This is a genomic window from Paenibacillus litoralis, from assembly GCF_046244365.1.
Lineage (GTDB): Bacteria > Bacillota > Bacilli > Paenibacillales > NBRC-103111 > Paenibacillus_V.
Map to the genome: position 1 here is coordinate 6,142,445 of NZ_CP176395.1, position 17,028 is coordinate 6,159,472.

The following is a 17,028-nucleotide window of genomic DNA, read 5'->3' on the forward strand; positions in this document are numbered from 1 at the left end:
TTGCGTTTCCTCCTTGCGATCGTACAAACGGTATACGTTGAAACTGATTGTAGCAAAAAATAACGAATTTATCGATTTATTCGGGAGAAAGCGGTTGTTCCGGCTGCTGAAAAAAACGAAATGTCACTATTGCCCCGGCAGCTCGTGTACAAGCAACTCCCCGTCATAAAGCCCGACTGTCGGACTTGGGCTTGGGCTGTTAGGTTCCGCATTTTCGTCTTTTCTTTGTGAAACGCGCTTGTTTAGTGAACCTGCGTTCACTATTTATGAACCTAAGTTCACTATTCCCCCTCCATTCCCCCTTATTCGGGCGGATAGTGAAGCAAACGGGACTATTTGGCCGCGAGGTTCACTAATAGTGAAGTTTCCTTCACTATTTCGTATAGAGGCACGTTTTTACTCTCGGATTAGTGAAGTTAGGTTCAGTAATAGTGAGCTTACGTTCACTATCTGTCCGAGCATTCTCCAAATGTGTTTGCGAAAGGCCGATTGGTCTGGCTGTTTAGGGTTTGTTTTGGGGGGCTGGTTGGATTGGCTGTTGGGCTTGGCTGTTGGACTGATGGGGTTAGCTATTTGCGTTGGTTGTAGAGGGCGGTCGATTCGGGACCTGTCGGCCAGTAGAAGATCGATGTCCCGCGGCCCTCGCTAACCGCTTCGTACCAAGCTCTTGCCGAATCGAATAGTCGCTCGCAAGTCCCGATCCCTTGGTGATATTAAAAATTCTTCCATCTCCTGCAAACAGATAGACCCTTGTATATTAGGGCCAGGGAGATGTCAACTGCACCATCCGGTACGTCATCTCGTTATTGTCGTATTGTACGCCGTAGTCCGAGGTAGGCCGCCGCATAAGTCCGCTTTTATTTTTCAAACGCAATTTTGCCATCGCAGGCCCTTCGCGGCGATAAAGCCGGCACGATTGTTCCAAACGTTCTTGCTTGCCGTCTGCTTCGCCTCCCACTCAAACTTATTGTAGTGGAATAAGGAACAAAGACTCAAAATTAATGGATTACGGAAAAGTTTGGTTGGCAGGTAAGTCTTTCATACTACTTTTTCAGAATCCGATGTGTTAAAATATTCGGGTGACATTTTCATTTTTCACCTTGAGCTTGATAGAAAAAAAAGGGCCTTACAGCGGAGGATGCTCGCTCTGACTTGTACCCAAAGACAAATATAGATTTTTCATGGGAGTGGAATACACTTGAATATTGCAATCAACATGTGGGAGTCGGCGCGCGACGGACTTCGCGGTTGGAGCTGGATGAAGCGAAGCCTGTTCATCGTATGCGTAGTAGGCTTCCTTATTTCCAGCTTCCTGTTTTTGACCGAGCCCGGTCTCAAAATCCGCAAATGGATGGCGGAAACCGTAATTACCACGCAGCACCGCAGTTGGGCCTGGATGTTCGTAGGCGCGCAAATGCGCGATGAAATGGTGCAGTTGCTTCAAGATACGACCGATGCGATGGGTCAAGGACACGTCGATTTGAGCCGCATCAAAATTACGAAGCAAGGTTCGAAGAAAAACCGGACTCTAGACGAGCTGCTCAAAGTTGAAGACATATCCGGTCCTACCTGGAAAGGCAAAAAAATGACCGTTTACGATCCGACCACGATACGCGTCGTCGTGCCGAACAAACAAGGCGAAGGCGAGCGGATTACCGACATGGTGAAACGGACCGGCGCGGTAGCCGGCGTGAACGGCGGGGCCTTCTACGACCCTGACGGTCTCGGTAACGGATTTGCTCCTATCGGTTTTATTATGTCCGGGGGCGAGGTTATTTTTACGGAGCATGAGGGCAGCGTGCCTCAGCATTCGATCGGCTTCACGAAGGAAGGCAAGCTTGTCGTAGGTTTGTACAGTATCGATGAATTGCAGAAGCAAGGCGTTCAAGAAGCCGTATTCTGGAAGCCGCGGATCATCGCGGACGGCAAGCCGCTCATTACGCAAGGCGACGGCGGCTGGGGAATCGGACCTCGTACAGCTGTCGGCCAAAAGGCGGACGGTACGCTGATCTTTATCGTTATCGACGGACGGCAGCCTCCTTACAGCCTTGGGGCTACGCTGCGAGAGGTACAGGATATCTTCCTCGAGGATGAAGTCGAAAATGCCGGATTCCTTGACGGCGGCGCATCTTCGGAGATGGTCGTCGACGGTCAGCTGATTACGAAACCGGCCAGCCGTTACGGCGAACGCCGTTTGCCTTCGGCACTGCTTATTTTTGACCATCCGGAAGAATATGATGCGGATCACATTTGGGACGGTCTCAAGAAAATTGATGCGGGCGGCGCCAAAACGCATCCCGAGTTTTTGAAGGAGCAAGAAGAACTGCGGCAGAAAGGGTTGCTTAACCCTACGCCTAAAGCTACACCGTCATCTACGCCGACGAAGAAGCCGGAATCGACCGCCACGCATCAAGGCGGCGGGGATACCGGCAAACCTTCCGGCACGCCGAATCAAACGGAGACACCGAACATTTCGGCAACGCCAAGCTCCAAACCTTCCGGAGAAACAGGCGGCACTACCAAGCCGCCTAGCTCCTCGGCTACACCTGGAACGTCAACATCGCCGGGAACCGGCGGAACGCCTACGGCTTCCGCCAAACCCGCCGAAACGAACGGGACGTCGACAAGCCCAAGCGGCACGCCTCACTCGAGCGCGTCTGCAACGGTCAAGCCGTCAACCGGCGCCAGCACGCAAACGACCGCGCCATCCGGCCAAGCAGCCGGCGGCCAAGGACAGACGCAAACGCCTCAAAATCAGACGGCCAAGCCAAACTGATCCTCATATCTTACATACTTGGAGGCTGTCGTCTCGAGTCTTATCCGGACTTGGGACGACAGCCTCTTTTCCTATTCTCCCTATGATGCAAAAAAACTCCTTTCAAAGTTAGGGGCTGCCCCTTATCCGTTATTCCTATGAATATGACCGCCGTTGGATCAAACGTAAATCTAAGAATGAATATCTTTGTTGACGCGAAACACTTTATCATTTACTATGAATAAGGCAAAATTATATTGATAATGATTATCATTCCAAATGATGGATAAGGTGATTTATGAAAAAGAAAGTTGCGGTATCGATTTTACTGTTTATCTTTATATTCCCCTCCGTTCTAATGGCCGCAGCCGCTTCGGACGATCTTCAGAAAGCAAATGATTTTGTTGTCAAAGCCATTCCATTCGCTGAACAAAATGATTTTGTCCAAGCGAAGGATCAGTACGATAAGTACAACACCGACTGGTACCGGATCGAGAAAGGGATTAAGGATAAGTCCAAAGGAGCGTACCGCACAATTGAAGAAAATATGGGAGAGGTTCAATTCGCTTTTGCACAGAAGCCGGTGATCAAGGAAAACGTAATCGCCAGTTTGAAAAAGCTGAATATGACAAACCAAGCGTTTATTTCGGGAGACCTTTCTTCCTTCAAGGATCCGGCATCGGACGGGAAAACGACGATCGAAGATCTCGTTACTCTGCTTGAACAAGCAAGCTCAGCCCTCGATAAGAACGATGTTCAAGCTGCCAAAGCGTATATTCAAACCTTTCGGAACTCATGGCTGGATATCGAAGGGCTCGTATTGAGCCAATCGTCGAAGGTATATGCGGATGCGGAAAGAGATATGGTTCTATCCTATGCCCTGCTCACCTCTAACCCGCCGAAAATATCCGACGGCAAGCAAACGATACAACATATGCGTGAATACTTGATCCCTCTTGCCTCGAAATCCAGCTATACCATGGTTGACGTGATTACGATCCTGCTCCGCGAAGGTTTGGAGGCTCTTCTGGTCATCGTGGCGCTTCTCGGGTTTCTGAACAAATCCGGACACGGCGATAAAAAAAATTGGCTCTGGTACGGTTTAGGAGCAGGGGTTTTCGTCAGCATCGTCATCGGCGTCTTGGTTCAGTCCTTGTTTTCATCCGGAACGTTCGGAAACAACAACTTCCTGATAGCCGGCTGCACCGGACTGTTCGCGTCGATCATGCTTGTATATATGAGCTACTGGCTGCACAGCAAATCCAGTATTGCCACATGGAACCGATATATCCGTAATCAAAGCACCAAAGCATTGGCTACCGGAAGCTTATGGTCCATTGCCATCCTCTCCTTCCTGGCCGTGTTCAGGGAAGGTACGGAAACGGTGCTGTTCTTCATCGGAATGGCATCGTCCATCAGCTTGACAACCTTGCTGACAGGCATAATCACAGGTCTTTTGATTCTAGGCATCGTTGCGTTTCTGATCCTAAAGGTCGGCGTCAAAATCCCGATGAGGCCATTCTTTCTGGTATCCAGCATCCTAGTGTTCTACTTATGCTTCAAATTTCTGGGGATGGGGATTCATGGCCTGCAATTGGCCGGCGTGCTAAATGCGAATCATACGGAAAGCGTACCGACGGTTGACTTTCTTGGTCTTTACTCCACATGGGAAAACATCATTCCGCAAGTCGTTCTTCTGCTCGCTGCCGTATTCGTAGCTATTCGCAACCGGATGCAGGACAAAAAGCTTCAACAGCAGATGAATATAAATTAAACAATGGGGGAATTTCACTATGAAAGCAGTAAAATTAGTTGTAGCCATTCTATGTGTTGCGGCGGTTCTTGCGGCATGCTCTTCGAAATCCGTGTCTACTACCGATGGGGCGAAGAACATGCAGGCCACGCTGACGCAGATGCAAAAAAATGTCGAGGCAAACGATAAGGCAAAAGTAAAAGAAAATGCCGAGGCGCTTGAAAAAGAATGGCAAAAATTCGAAGACGACGTGAAGGATAAGCAAGCGGATGTATACGGCAAAGTCGAGGATCCCCTCGGCGCCATTCAAACCGGAGCCAAACAAGCTTCATTGGATCAAGCCGCTATGAAAGATCAGATTTCCAAACTTAATGAAGCGCTAAAGCAAGTAAAATAATAATTGCCAAACCACTAAAGCCATGCGATCGATGCATGGCTTTTTGGTTGTCGCTGCGATTCATAAGGTGAAAAAAATTCATCCTTCTCAGATTTTTTTGCCTGCCTTATGATCAAGTTGAAGAAAGTAAAGGAGATGGTATGAACCCTATGTTTACGCTCGATATTTCTAAATCGGTTGTTTTACGTACGGCCCTTCGGCAACTGCAAGCAAATCAGCCCGAAGCAGCTCATGCAACGCTTAAGAATCTTATTGATAACCATCTGAATCCGCTCCAATCTCCGTCTGATATTCTGTACCATGTATTCGCATCCGCTCTCGCCAAGCGGCTCTCTGCCGAAGCTGCCGAGGAAATCAATCTTTATTTAAAACCTTACGAGCGTTCGCAAATCGATTTATTCAATTTCGTCGCCCAGCAGCTGCCCTATGTAGGGGAAGCCGGACATGTAGCCAATAACTATTTGGCTCAATTCATGGAGGGCCATGAAGAAGTGTCGCTGCTAGATATAGGGATCGGAACCGGCCGTCAGGTAATCGCCTTGCTGCGAAAGCTGGAATCTGGAGGATCGCTGCCCCGCAGGATAACCGTTTATGGGATTGAACCGATGAAGGCTGCCTTGGATGCAGCCGAACATACGATTAGGCAGGAATGCGAACGGCTTGGCGTTGAACTTTTTTTTCACGGCTATCCGATATTTGTCGAAAATATTTCTGAAGAAGAGTTTGCATCTTTCATACGCCCATCCGGCTGCTTATGTGTCAATGCTTCATTCGCTTTGCACCATATTCACGGCTGCGAAGCACGAACGTCGGCGAGAGAAAACACGATTCGGAAAATACGCGCCTTGCAGCCGCTGGCCTTTGTACTGTCCGAACCGAACTCGGATCATTACGTGCAGGATATCGGCCAGCGTTTCGAGAATTGCTGGAAGCATTTCGAAACGGCATTTGCCTTTATCGATCAACTGCAACGATCTGCGGAAGATGCGATTCAGTTAAAGATGTTCTTTTACCGGGAGATCGAGGATATAGTCGGCAATCGGGAAGATTCCAGATTCGAGCGGCACGAGAGAGTTGAAACATGGATAAACCGTCTCGTCCATGCAGGCTTCCGCGTGCACGTATCGGAGAAAGCGATCGAAGGAATCGAACGGCATCCTCTTATGCGTGTTGCCTTGCATCAAGATTTTATCGGTTTCGATTATCGGAACGAAACGCTTGTCGCAGTCATTTGCGGTGTTCCAAAGTAGATATACGCTATGACTAGAAGTCGTAAGCAGGGCATGTAAAATATCCCCAGCCTTCCGCCATCCATTCATTGGTATCCGAAATCCTTCTTCGACCATTCCCTGCTCGCTAATCCGCTCTTTCTTAAACCATTCGTGCTTAGTCATCGGGATAGCTATTGAACCCGTGCAGCCTTCCGGCAGCGGGAGACAAACAAACGGCCTTCTCTGCTTCATGCAGAAAAGGCCGTTTGTAGTCCCCTATTCCACACCGATTCGGGTCATCCGTGCGCGAACTTGTCGTTATTCGCTTATCCGGCTGCGCAAATACTCGAGATCGGCCAGCAGCTTCCCGGCAAATGCGGCGTCGATCTTTTTGCCGGATTGCGCTTGAATTTCGTTCATAAGAGACTTGAATGCATCGCTCTTTTCATTCCCGTCCGCAAGCTTCTTCTGGATGTGCTCGACCTTCGACATCAAGCTGTTTAGAATCCCATGATGGGTGATCCATCCTTGCTCGGCTGCATATTGCAGCTCTTCGTCAAGATGATCCGCATCCAGCAACACCTTGAGCGTGAACGGCTGAACCGTCACGTTCCCCGCCTCGTCGGCGGCGGTGACGACAAGGGCATAATCGCCGGCGGCTAACGTTAACGGAGCCGCGGAGAAAGGCTGGCTGACAACTTTCCCGTCCAGCGTCACCTCTATCGATGCCACGCCGCTAAGCGGATCCGTTACCGTGAACGGTATGTTCACCTCGTCGGTGCGGTACACGCTTATTGTGACGGATCCGCCTGCCGCTGCCGGCGACTGCACGGCGGGACCGGTTCGGTCGATGCTTACCTGCGCAGACTTCGTTTGTTCCCGGTTTCCCGCCGCATCCACGCTATAATACCGGATCGCATGCACGCCGTCTTCGCTCAGCACGACCGAAGAGCCTTGCGTTTCGTTTCCGCCGTCAACGCTGTAGAACGTTCCCGCAACGCCGCTGCCTGGATCGGCCGCTGCAAACGTAACCGTCTGTGCCGACGTATGCCAGCCGCTTGCCGCGTCATCCGTCGTTACCGGGGCGACCGTATCCTTGAAGGTGACGACATGCGTCTTGCCGATCGAGCCGCTTACGTTTACGTTCACCTTAATCGTCGGAGACGTTTGTACGACTTCCACCGTGTCGTCTTTGCCGACAACCGACAACTCCCGCTTGTTCAGCTCGATCGTTATTACACCTTGCTTCTGCGTCGGATCCGATACCGCCAGCTTCAGTTCGCCGTTCGTTTCCTTTACCATAACGGATGCCGGGTTCGATGCCGTAATGAAATCCGCCGTCCCTGCTTGCCAGAAGTTGGCGGCCGTTATGCCAAGCGATGTTTCCTTCACGGCATGAACCTCGTTCGTCTCGCTGACGATCTCCACGGACGGATTGCGGCTGTAGAGCTCAGTCGCAGCCGCATCCTTATTCGGAAGCAGCACATACGAGTAAGAAGCGTTAGCCGGATTCACGCCATGATCGAAAGCCAGGCTCAAATAATGGCGCGTTATCGGGTCGGCGCTGCCGCCGGTATTGATGTCTTTCCAGGCGCCGGTTCTCGCTTCCCGCAGTCCGGACAAGCTCGCCTTTCCCGGGAAATAATAGCCGATTCCCGTATTCGGCACATTGCCCTCCGCATGCGCCCACTCCACGCCCTGCAACGATTCGGACCAGCCTGGGGCACCCGGTTTGACCGTGCCGTTTACCGTCAGCGCATTGCTGCCGTTGTCGTTCAGCTTGCGGTTATCCACAATCGTTTCCACCTTGCGGCCATCGGTTCCCGCTATGCCCGAGCCTAAGGCTACGATTTCGTCATCGAACGAAAACCACGATTTTTTGCCCTGCAGCTTGCTTCCCGTGCTTTTGTCGAGCGAAAAATCCATGCCGGCGGCTCCATAGAGCCCGTCGATCGAAGAACCGCCTACCCACGACCGGGGATTCAAATAAGAAGCCCAGTCTTTGGGCGCCAAGTAAGAGCCGTCCGTCGTCGTTCCCGCCAGCCGGTAAGAATCGACGGTCGGCCAGTAATCCTCACGGTATTGCGTGAGATCGTCATTATACAGGTACGTCATGCCGATACCGGTATACCAGCCCTTGACGTTCTCACCGTTGCCGTATTCGAAGGCGCTGATCCGGTCGGAGAACATGCTGATGCCGAAGCCGTAGCCGGGCCGCAAATGCACGACGCGGTCCATGCCGGCGAACACCTGGTGCTTGACGAGCTCGCCGCGCGGCGTTATCGATGCGTCGCCCATAAGCTTTTTGACAAGATTCATTTCATAGATCGGCAATCCGTCCGCATAGTTCACGAACGACTTGTCCGTCACGATCCATTCTTTCACCATTTGTTTGATCGTGAGCTTCTGATCCGCAGGCGCACTTTCGGCCAACCGCAAAATCGTCATAATGACGCCTCTCGCATTCCCCGCCGTTTGCCGCGACATCCCTCTTCCGTTGACCATATCCATCATGAGACCTTTGTAAATGATCGGTTCGAAGGAGTCGAATACCCAATTGTACACATTGTTTACATTCGGATCGGCGACCGGCCAAGGAGAACCGTTCAACAGCAGCATCATGTCGGCAGCGCGGTTCAGCCAAACCGAGCCGTAGCCGCCGGTGTAGGCAATGTTCGAGTGCTGAACCAGAGAACCGTCTTCGTATACGCCGTCCCCCTTGCTCGCATAAACGAACTCCGGTCCCATCGCGTCGCGTCCTTGAACGATTTTAGCGCTAAGCTTGCCGACTACGCCGCGCAAGCTGACGACGAACGCTTTGTCCAGCAGGTTGGCGCCGGTTTCGATTACGCCGTTAACGGTCCGCACCTTCGGCGTCGGAACGAATCGGTCGATCGGTTTGATATATTTGCCGATTTGATCCGGCGTCAATTCGTCGTACATCAGAACGAGGATATCGTTGACGATCTGAGGCGTGCCGATCTCCCAGTCCCACCAGTTGCCGTACTCCGTCTTCCTCTCGTTATAGCGGTTCTCGTACATCCAATCGAGGCCGCCGATGATGTCGTTCCGCAGTGCCGCATTGCCGTAAAGCGGCGAGCCTTCGATCGCATAAGCGAGCGACAGGGTGCGCAATGCGCCGTAAGCAGTTGAAATTTGTGACGAATCGGTCGTACTGGTCAAATCGCTCCACAAAAATGTCCGGCTCGGCGATTTGGCCATCGTATCCCAGCGGCCTGTTCCTTCCGCGTTCGTCACCTTACCGGTCAGCGAAGTCAAATAAGCCGCGATATCGGGATCGGCTGCATTCGTCCGCTCTCCTCCGACCAGTTTGCCATGCCATACGCGCCGAAGCTCGTCATAGGCTTGCATCGTCTCCGGCGGTTCCACGCTAACCTGGCATTCGGCGGACAGCTTCCCGTCCTTGGTTGTGACTTTGATAACCGCATTCCCGTAGCCTATACCGGTAACTGCGCCGTCAACGACGACCGCGACACCCGGATTCGAAGACGTCCACACGACGCTTTTGTCCAGCGCATCCGCAGGCGTATAGATCGGCGCCAGCGCAATCGTCTCGTTCTTTCCGATCGACACCGCATTCCGGTCGAGCCCGAGCCCGGTCAAGCCGTCCCATTTCGTTAGCGACACTTCGTCGAACCATACTTTTCCCGTTCCGGTTTCGAAAAAAGGCTCCACCTTAAGCTTCGTCGCACCGGCCGGGATGCTCATGAGCGCCTCGCGCTGCGTCCAATCGTTCGTCCCCGACAGCTTGGCCGTCGCGGGTCCGTCTCCCACTTTTTTGCCTGCGCTATCGAGATATTGCGTCCTCGCGAACACACCGCCGGATGAAACCGCATTGTCGGTCTTAATCCAGGCGCCCAGCTTATAACGCTGTCCCGGCGTCACCGGGACCGTAATGTTTAACGCGGTTCTGCTCGACGCATCGTGATCGATTCTTACGGACTTGCTCCCCTCGTGATAGACGGCCGTATCGACCGTCACTTTGCCGCTTCCGCTCGCAAACCATTCCCCCCATCCGCCTGCCGGTTCGATGTTGTTCGTCCATTTGTTGCGCGTTGTCGTAACCGTCGATTCGAATCCGCCGTTCGGCATCAGATTCGTTTGAGCCTCCTCCGCCGCTTTGACAGCGTTTACAGAAAAGACCGATCCAGGCACTGCCGGTGAACATGTACCGAACAACAAGGTGACTGCCGCAACAAACGCCGTTTTTTTCCGCAAATGTTTCACTCCTTTTTATTGTATAATTGGAGCTCCCCGCACAAAGGAATGAGAAAACGCTAAAGGTCATCATCGCTTTGTTGGGGTTTCTCAAGGTTACCGGCCCTCCGGCCGATGCCCAACACTATAAACAACAAGCGTCCGGCTGTATACTGACGATTTTTAATGTGGGACTGATTTGTTTAATGCCTGGGCGCGATTCTTACGAAAGTACAGCCGAAAGGAAAAGGTGAAAGTTTTCTTTTCCGGATGCAGAAGCTACACTGTGAACAACAGACCGGGTCGCCCGATCCGGTTTGACCAAAGAACGATACATGAACGATTAAAAGGGAGGCGCTTTCATTGAACAAAAAAATGAAGCAAGCAGGCACCGTCGCACTCGTATCCGCACTGGCCGTATCCGTCGCCGCATGCAGCAGCGGCAAAAACGAAGGAACCGCATCTTCCTCATCGCCGCAGCCGGCGAAGGAATCGCAGGCACCGAAGCTGTCGAACCTGTCGTATTGGGTGGCCAACCACTCAGCAGCCGCTTCGCAAATGAAAACGTACGCGGAAATGGAAATGTACAAAGAGCTTGAGAAAATTACCGGCGTAAAAGTCGAATTCCAGCATCCGCCGCTCGATGCCCAGCAATCGAAGGAACAATTTAATCTGATGCTCGCTTCCAACCAGCTTCCGGACGTCATCGAAACGATCTGGACGAGCAACTACCCGGGCGGACCGGAAAAAGCGATTCAAGACAACAAAATCATCAAACTTAACGATCTCATCGATAAATATGCGCCGAATTTGAAGAAGCTTCTCGCCGAGCATCCGGACTGGAAGAAGCAAATCATGACGGACGAAGGCAGCATCTACTCGTTCCCGTTCCTCCGCGGCGGCGACAAGGTCAGAGTGTTCTTCGGCCCGGGCATCCGCCAAGACTGGCTCGACAAGCTCGGACTCAAAATGCCGACGACGATCGACGAATGGTATACCGTATTGAAAGCGTTTAAGGAGAAAGATCCGAACGGCAACGGCAAAGCGGACGAAATTCCGTTCTACCTCGACAAAGCAATGATCGTCACCGACGCTCCGTTCCTCGGCGCTTGGGGCATCAACTACAGCTTCTACCAAGACGGCGGCAAAGTGAAATACGGTCCGATTCAGCCGGAGTACAAGGAATTTCTCGCGACCATGAACAAATGGTACAAGGAAGGCCTGCTCGACAAAGACTTCGCCGCTCCGAACGACAAGCTGTATGACAATAAAATGACGACGAACCTGATGGGCGCATCAGCCTTCTACAACGGCGGAGGCATCGGCAAATACGCCAACCTGATGAAGGACAAAGATCCGAGCTTCAAGCTGGTCGCCGCTCCTTATCCGGTGCTGAAAGCCGGAGACAAAGCGATCTGGGGTCAAAAGGACTTCGCTTCGAACGGCGTAGGCGCAGCCATCACGACAACGAACAAAAACCCGATCGAAACCGTCAAATGGCTCGATTACGCATACGGCGAAAAAGGCGATCTGCTGTTCAACTACGGTAAAGAAGGTGTCAGCTACAAAATGGAGAGCGGCAAAGCCGTGTTCCTGCCTGAAGTTATGAACCCGCCAAGCGGCGTGAGTCTCCAGCAATCGTTCGCTAAGCACAACCGCTCGACTTGGAGCGCGCCGTTCGTCTTGAGCGACAACTTCCAAATGCAATATTTGGCGCTGCCTACGCAGAAAGACGCGCTTGAAGTATGGTCGAAGCCGACGGCAGAACGCAAAATGCCGCTCGTGACGCCGACGAAAGACGAATCCAGCAAATTCGCTTCGGTCATGACCGACATCGAAACGTACCGCGATGAAATGATGCTCAAGTTCATCATGGGCGCCGAGCCGATCGAAAACTTCGATAAATACGTTAAAAAAGTGCAATCCATGGGCATCGAGGATGCGATCAAAATTCAGCAAGCCGCTTTGGAACGCTACAACAAACGTTAATAAAAGCCCCACAAAGTGACGTGAAGCTCTGTTGCGCATTCCGACTACTTTGAGGGGAGCCCCTAAGATAAAACCAATTCCGGACTGGGAGATGATTCGGTTCATCTCCCGGTTTGTTTATCTACAGGAAGAAAGGAAGGGAAAGCCGATGGCGCAAAGCACCGCTAAAGTGCCCGCAGGCACAGCAGCTCCGAACCAAATCTATCACGATCCGACCGTCTGGCAAACCATCCGCGCCGATTTGAAGCGGCACTGGCCGATTTATTTGATGGCGCTGCCCGTTATCGCCTACTATATCATTTTCCATTACGGTCCGATGTACGGCCTGCAAATCGCGTTCAAGGACTTTTCGGCGGCCAAAGGCATCTGGAACAGCCCGTGGATCGGCTTCAAGCATTTCGAGAGCTTCTTTAACAGCATCTATTTTTGGCGCTTGCTCAAAAACACGGTGCTCATCAACGTATACGAGCTTCTGTTCGGCTTCCCGGCTGCAATCGTCCTTGCGCTGCTGCTGAACGAAATCCGCAACACCATTTTCAAAAGACTTGTGCAAACCATCTCGTATTTGCCGCACTTCATCTCGATCGTCGTCGTTGCCGGCATGATGGTCGATTTTCTTGGCCGTACCGGTCTCGTCAATCAGATCATGGGCTCTTTCGGCATCGAACCGATCGACTTTCTGAAAGAAGCCGGCTGGTTCCGGTTCCTGTTCGTTTCCTCCGGTATTTGGCAAGGCATCGGCTGGGGCTCGATCATTTATTTGGCCGCTATCGCAACCATTGATCCGACGCTGTACGAAGCCGCCCGCATGGACGGAGCGAGCCGCTGGAAACAGACGCTGCACATTACGATACCCGGCATTATGCCGACGATCGTCATTTTGTTCATCCTCAATATGGGCAACATGCTGTCGGTAGGCAGCGAGAAGGTCCTTCTGCTCTATAACCCGATTACGTACGAAACGGCGGACGTCATTTCCACCTATGTGTACCGCAAAGGGGTTCTGGAGGCAAGCTACAGCTTCACGGCTGCGGTCGGCTTATTCAATTCCGTCGTCAGCTTCGTCCTGATCGTTGCAGCTAACAGCTTCAGCAAACGCTTGAGCGAAAACAAGCTGTGGTAGGGGATGGATTTGCCGGACGCTCCCCGCAAAGGAATAGAAATACGCTTCGAAGGCAGTTTTCACTTTGTGGGGAAGAAAGAAAGGAGAAACGACTATGAAACTATCCGCAGGGGAACGAACGTTCGGCTACTTCAATACGCTTCTAATGATCGGCCTATGCATCGTCACGCTTTACCCGTTTCTATACGTCTTATTCGCTTCCCTTAGCAATGCGACGTCGTTCCTGCAGCATCGCGGGCTGCTGCTCAGCCCGGTCGGCTTCGACCTCGGCGCCTACAAAGCCGTTTTCGACAATCCGATGATTACGAAGGGCTACCAGAACACGCTTCTATACGTGGTGCTCGGGACGGTCATCAACCTCGTCATGACGGCAATCGGCGCTTATGTCTTGTCCAGGCCGAAGCTGTATTTCAAAAATATCATCATGTTCTTCATCATCGTGACGATGGTTTTCCATGGCGGTCTCATCCCGACTTATTTGCTCGTAAACGATCTCGGCATGATGAACACGATGTGGGCGCTGCTAATCCCGGGTGCGATCAACACGTTCAACATGATCATTATGCGCACGTCGTTCCAAGGCGTACCCGTCAGCCTGGAGGAATCCGCCAAAATGGACGGCGCCAGCGATTGGACCGTTTTGTTCAAGATTATTATCCCGCTGTCCATGCCGGTTATCGCCGTTATGATTTTGTGGTATGCCGTCGGTCACTGGAACTCCTACTTCAGCGCCTTGGTGTATTTGCGCAATCGCGAAGATTACCCGCTCCAGCTCGTGCTGCGCGAGATCTTGATCGCCAACAACACCGATTCGATGATGACGGGCGCGGCCAGCGACGATAAATACGCGATCGGCGAAACGATCAAATATGCGACGATTATCGTTTCGACGCTGCCGATCATTTGTTTGTACCCGTTCCTGCAAAAATATTTCGTCAAAGGCGTTATGATCGGAGCCATCAAAGAATAAAACAACCTGCTCTTCCCGCCGAACGAGACCGAGCCGTCGCCAGAAATAACCATTTTGCCATCACCCGGGCTTCGGGTTACAATGGTCAGACAAAGCTATTTGAGGAATGGGCGTGACGTATGTGAAAATGCCGCTGCGCTGGCTTCAAATCGGCAGTCGCAAGAGCGTGCTGATGACGATGATCCTCTCCAATCTGTTCATCCTGCTGATTCCGCTTGCGATGGGTCTCTTTCTGTACACCAAAGTCGAGCAGAGCCTGGAAAGAAGCGCCAACCGCTCCAATACGGCCATGCTGGAGCAGCTCAAGCTGTCGCTAGACAACAAGCTGGCCGAAGTCGATATTTTGATGCGCCAAGTTACCTTGGATACGAAGCTGGACTATATGTTGAAAATACCTGCGGATGCGCACAGCGCGGACAAATTCCAGTTCGTCGAGTTCATGCAGAACAAGATGAGCCGGTACCGCAGCATGATCAGCAGCTTTATTTTCGATTATTACGTTTACTTCTCCGCAAGCGATACGATCGTCAGCTCGAATATGTTGACCGATTCGCGGACGTTCTACAACAATTCCTATATGTTCAAAGACATGTCGTACGACGACTGGAAGCAGAAACTGCTGGCTTCCCCCCATATGATGACGTATTTGCCCGTTACCGAGCTTACGCGCGGGCACGAAGCTTCCGCCAACATCGACTACATCCCGAAGGATGTCGTCACCTATGCACAGTCGCTGCCGATTCGTTCGCAAACCGACATTCTGGGCAATTTCGTCGTGTTGATCGACGTCAGCCAAATCAAGGAAATGTTCGCGCAGCTGGAAACGGCGAGCCACAGCGCGATTTATATTATCGACAACACGGGCAGAACGATCATGGGCACCGGGGCGTCACCGCTCCCGGCTGACCTGCTGAAACAAGTCGGCGCGGGGGAAATGACGTTCGATTACAAGCTCGACGGCATCAATCAAATGGTATCGGTAACCTCGTCGCAAAAAGCCGGCTGGAAGTACGTATCCGTTACGCCGAACGACGTTTTCATGCAGCAGGTCAACTTGATTCAGAAATGGGCGATCGGGCTGCTCCTGCTCTGCCTGATAGCCGGATTGTTGGCCGTTTACGCCGGAGCGTACCGGAATTACAGCCCGCTCAAAAAAACGGTCAACGCGATTATGCGCGGCAAAGAAATGAACGGTTTACCCGCTTCCAACGAATACGAGTTCATCCGCCAAACGATCGAGGGCTCCCTTCACGAGGAGAAAAACTTGCGGAACATGCTGGCGCAGCAAACGCCGGTTCTGCGTTCCAATTATTTGTCTCGCCTCGTTCGAGGCTATATGGACGTAGACGCGTTCGAAACCGGCGGACAGGCGCTCGGGTTCATGGACATTTCGTTCATCAGCGACCGGTTCGTCGTCCTTCTCGTCAAGATTGAGGACATCCGCCGCTTCAGCGAAAACGAAACCGAACAGCAATGGGCGCTTGCCCGCTTTATCATTCAGAACATCGGCGTCGACCTGATCGGGCCGAGGCATAAAGGATTCGCCGTAGAGCTGGATCGCGACCGCCTCGCCTTTCTCGTCAATGTGGATCCGGCATCGTCCGAGCAAGCGGACGCCGACGTGCGCAAGATCGCGGAGTCGCTAAACGGCGTCATCCCGGACCGTTTCAAGCTGGACATTACCGTTGCGGCGGGAGGCGTCCACGAGGGAGGCAAAGCGATCCGCGACTCCTATCCGGAGGCGCTCGCGGCGCTTGAATACCGGCTCATTAAAGGGAAGAACGCCGTTATTCATTTTCAGGATATTGCGGGTGCCGAGCAGCACTATTATTACCCGCTCGAATCCGAAATCCAGCTGATCAACTTCGTCCGAAGCGGCGATGCCGAGAGCGTCGACAAGCTGCTGGACAAAATTTATTCGATGAACTTCGATTCCACGCACATCACGCCGGAGCTTGGGAAATGCTTGTTCTTCAATGTGACGAGCACGTTCCTGAAAATCGTCAACGCCACGAACATGAATCCGAACGAGGTGCTGGGCACGGATTTCGATCCGCTTAAGGCCGTATTCAGCTACCCGACGGCGGAGGGTATGCATGCCAAGACGAAGGAGCTGTTCGGCACGCTGACCCGCTCCTTCAAAGTGGAACGCTCCGATCACAGCACGTTGCTGCTTCAGGAAATCGTCGCCCTGCTCGACGGGAGCCTCGACGATCCGAATCTCGGGCTCGCGCTCGTCGCCGAACGGTTCCGGATGACGCCGCAGTACATCTCCACCTTCTTCAAGAAAAACCAAGGGCAAAATCTGCTGGATTACATCACCCGCAAACGGATCGACAAAGCCAAGCGGCTGATGGAAAACAAAGAGCTGACGAACGCCCACATCGCGCAAATGGTCGGCTACACGAACGACGTCGTATTCATTCGCGCCTTCAAGAAGCTGGAGGGCATTACGCCGGGCAAATACCGGGAAACGGTCATGGCGGATAAGACGGGGTCGTAAAATAAAAAGGCTATCCGGACAAGCAGACGATGCTGCTTTCGGATAGCCTTTTGCTTATGACCGCTTCAAAGGACTTCTATTTCCCTGAGGACGCTCTATTCGAAAAACT

Annotated in this window: 10 protein-coding genes; 8 read left to right on the plus strand and 2 right to left on the minus strand. The window is 52.3% G+C overall.

Annotation, left to right across the window (positions count from 1 at the left end; translation table 11 throughout):
- Positions 1-757: 757 nt before the first annotated feature.
- Positions 758-883 carry a hypothetical protein gene (locus ACKGJP_RS26025; RefSeq protein ID WP_409341695.1) on the minus strand — a complete coding sequence of 42 codons (126 nt, stop codon included), beginning with the start codon at positions 881-883 and terminating at the stop codon, positions 758-760.
- Between the two features lie 315 nt (positions 884-1,198).
- Between ACKGJP_RS26025 and ACKGJP_RS26030 the strand changes: the two genes are divergently transcribed.
- From ACKGJP_RS26030 to ACKGJP_RS26045, 4 genes are all read left to right on the plus strand, one after another.
- Positions 1,199-2,776 carry a phosphodiester glycosidase family protein gene (locus ACKGJP_RS26030; protein ID WP_409341696.1) on the plus strand — a complete coding sequence of 526 codons (1,578 nt, stop codon included), beginning with the start codon at positions 1,199-1,201 and terminating at the stop codon, positions 2,774-2,776.
- Positions 2,777-3,053: 277 nt separating this feature from the next.
- Positions 3,054-4,529, plus strand: a complete 1,476-nt coding sequence (locus ACKGJP_RS26035; protein WP_409341697.1) for an FTR1 family protein — start codon at positions 3,054-3,056, stop codon at positions 4,527-4,529.
- Between the two features lie 19 nt (positions 4,530-4,548).
- Positions 4,549-4,905, plus strand: coding sequence for a hypothetical protein (locus ACKGJP_RS26040; RefSeq protein ID WP_409341698.1), 357 nt, complete (start codon positions 4,549-4,551; stop codon positions 4,903-4,905).
- Positions 4,906-5,045: 140 nt separating this feature from the next.
- Entirely contained in the window at positions 5,046-6,155 is a 1,110-nt protein-coding gene (locus tag ACKGJP_RS26045; protein ID WP_409341699.1) for a GRAS family protein, read from the plus strand.
- 279 nt (positions 6,156-6,434) lie between these two features.
- Here ACKGJP_RS26045 and ACKGJP_RS26050 read toward each other — a convergent pair whose 3' ends face one another.
- A complete protein-coding gene (locus ACKGJP_RS26050) occupies positions 6,435-10,355 on the minus strand; it encodes a polysaccharide lyase family 8 super-sandwich domain-containing protein (RefSeq protein ID WP_409341700.1) in 3,921 nt (1,306 codons plus the stop codon).
- Positions 10,356-10,709: 354 nt separating this feature from the next.
- Here ACKGJP_RS26050 and ACKGJP_RS26055 point away from each other — a divergent pair, with 354 nt between their 5' ends.
- The 4 genes from ACKGJP_RS26055 to ACKGJP_RS26070 all read left to right on the plus strand — a co-directional run bounded on the left by ACKGJP_RS26055 (position 10,710) and on the right by ACKGJP_RS26070 (position 16,919).
- Complete coding sequence (locus ACKGJP_RS26055; RefSeq protein WP_409347257.1) at positions 10,710-12,323, plus strand: ABC transporter substrate-binding protein; 1,614 nt, start codon at positions 10,710-10,712, stop codon at positions 12,321-12,323.
- 148 nt (positions 12,324-12,471) lie between these two features.
- Positions 12,472-13,446: an ABC transporter permease gene (locus ACKGJP_RS26060; protein ID WP_409341701.1), complete on the plus strand. Its 975-nt coding sequence runs from the start codon at positions 12,472-12,474 to the stop codon at positions 13,444-13,446.
- Positions 13,447-13,540: 94 nt separating this feature from the next.
- Positions 13,541-14,416 carry a carbohydrate ABC transporter permease gene (locus tag ACKGJP_RS26065; protein WP_409341702.1) on the plus strand — a complete coding sequence of 292 codons (876 nt, stop codon included), beginning with the start codon at positions 13,541-13,543 and terminating at the stop codon, positions 14,414-14,416.
- 112 nt (positions 14,417-14,528) lie between these two features.
- Complete coding sequence (locus ACKGJP_RS26070; RefSeq protein WP_409341703.1) at positions 14,529-16,919, plus strand: helix-turn-helix domain-containing protein; 2,391 nt, start codon at positions 14,529-14,531, stop codon at positions 16,917-16,919.
- The last annotated feature ends 109 nt before the right edge of the window (positions 16,920-17,028 follow it).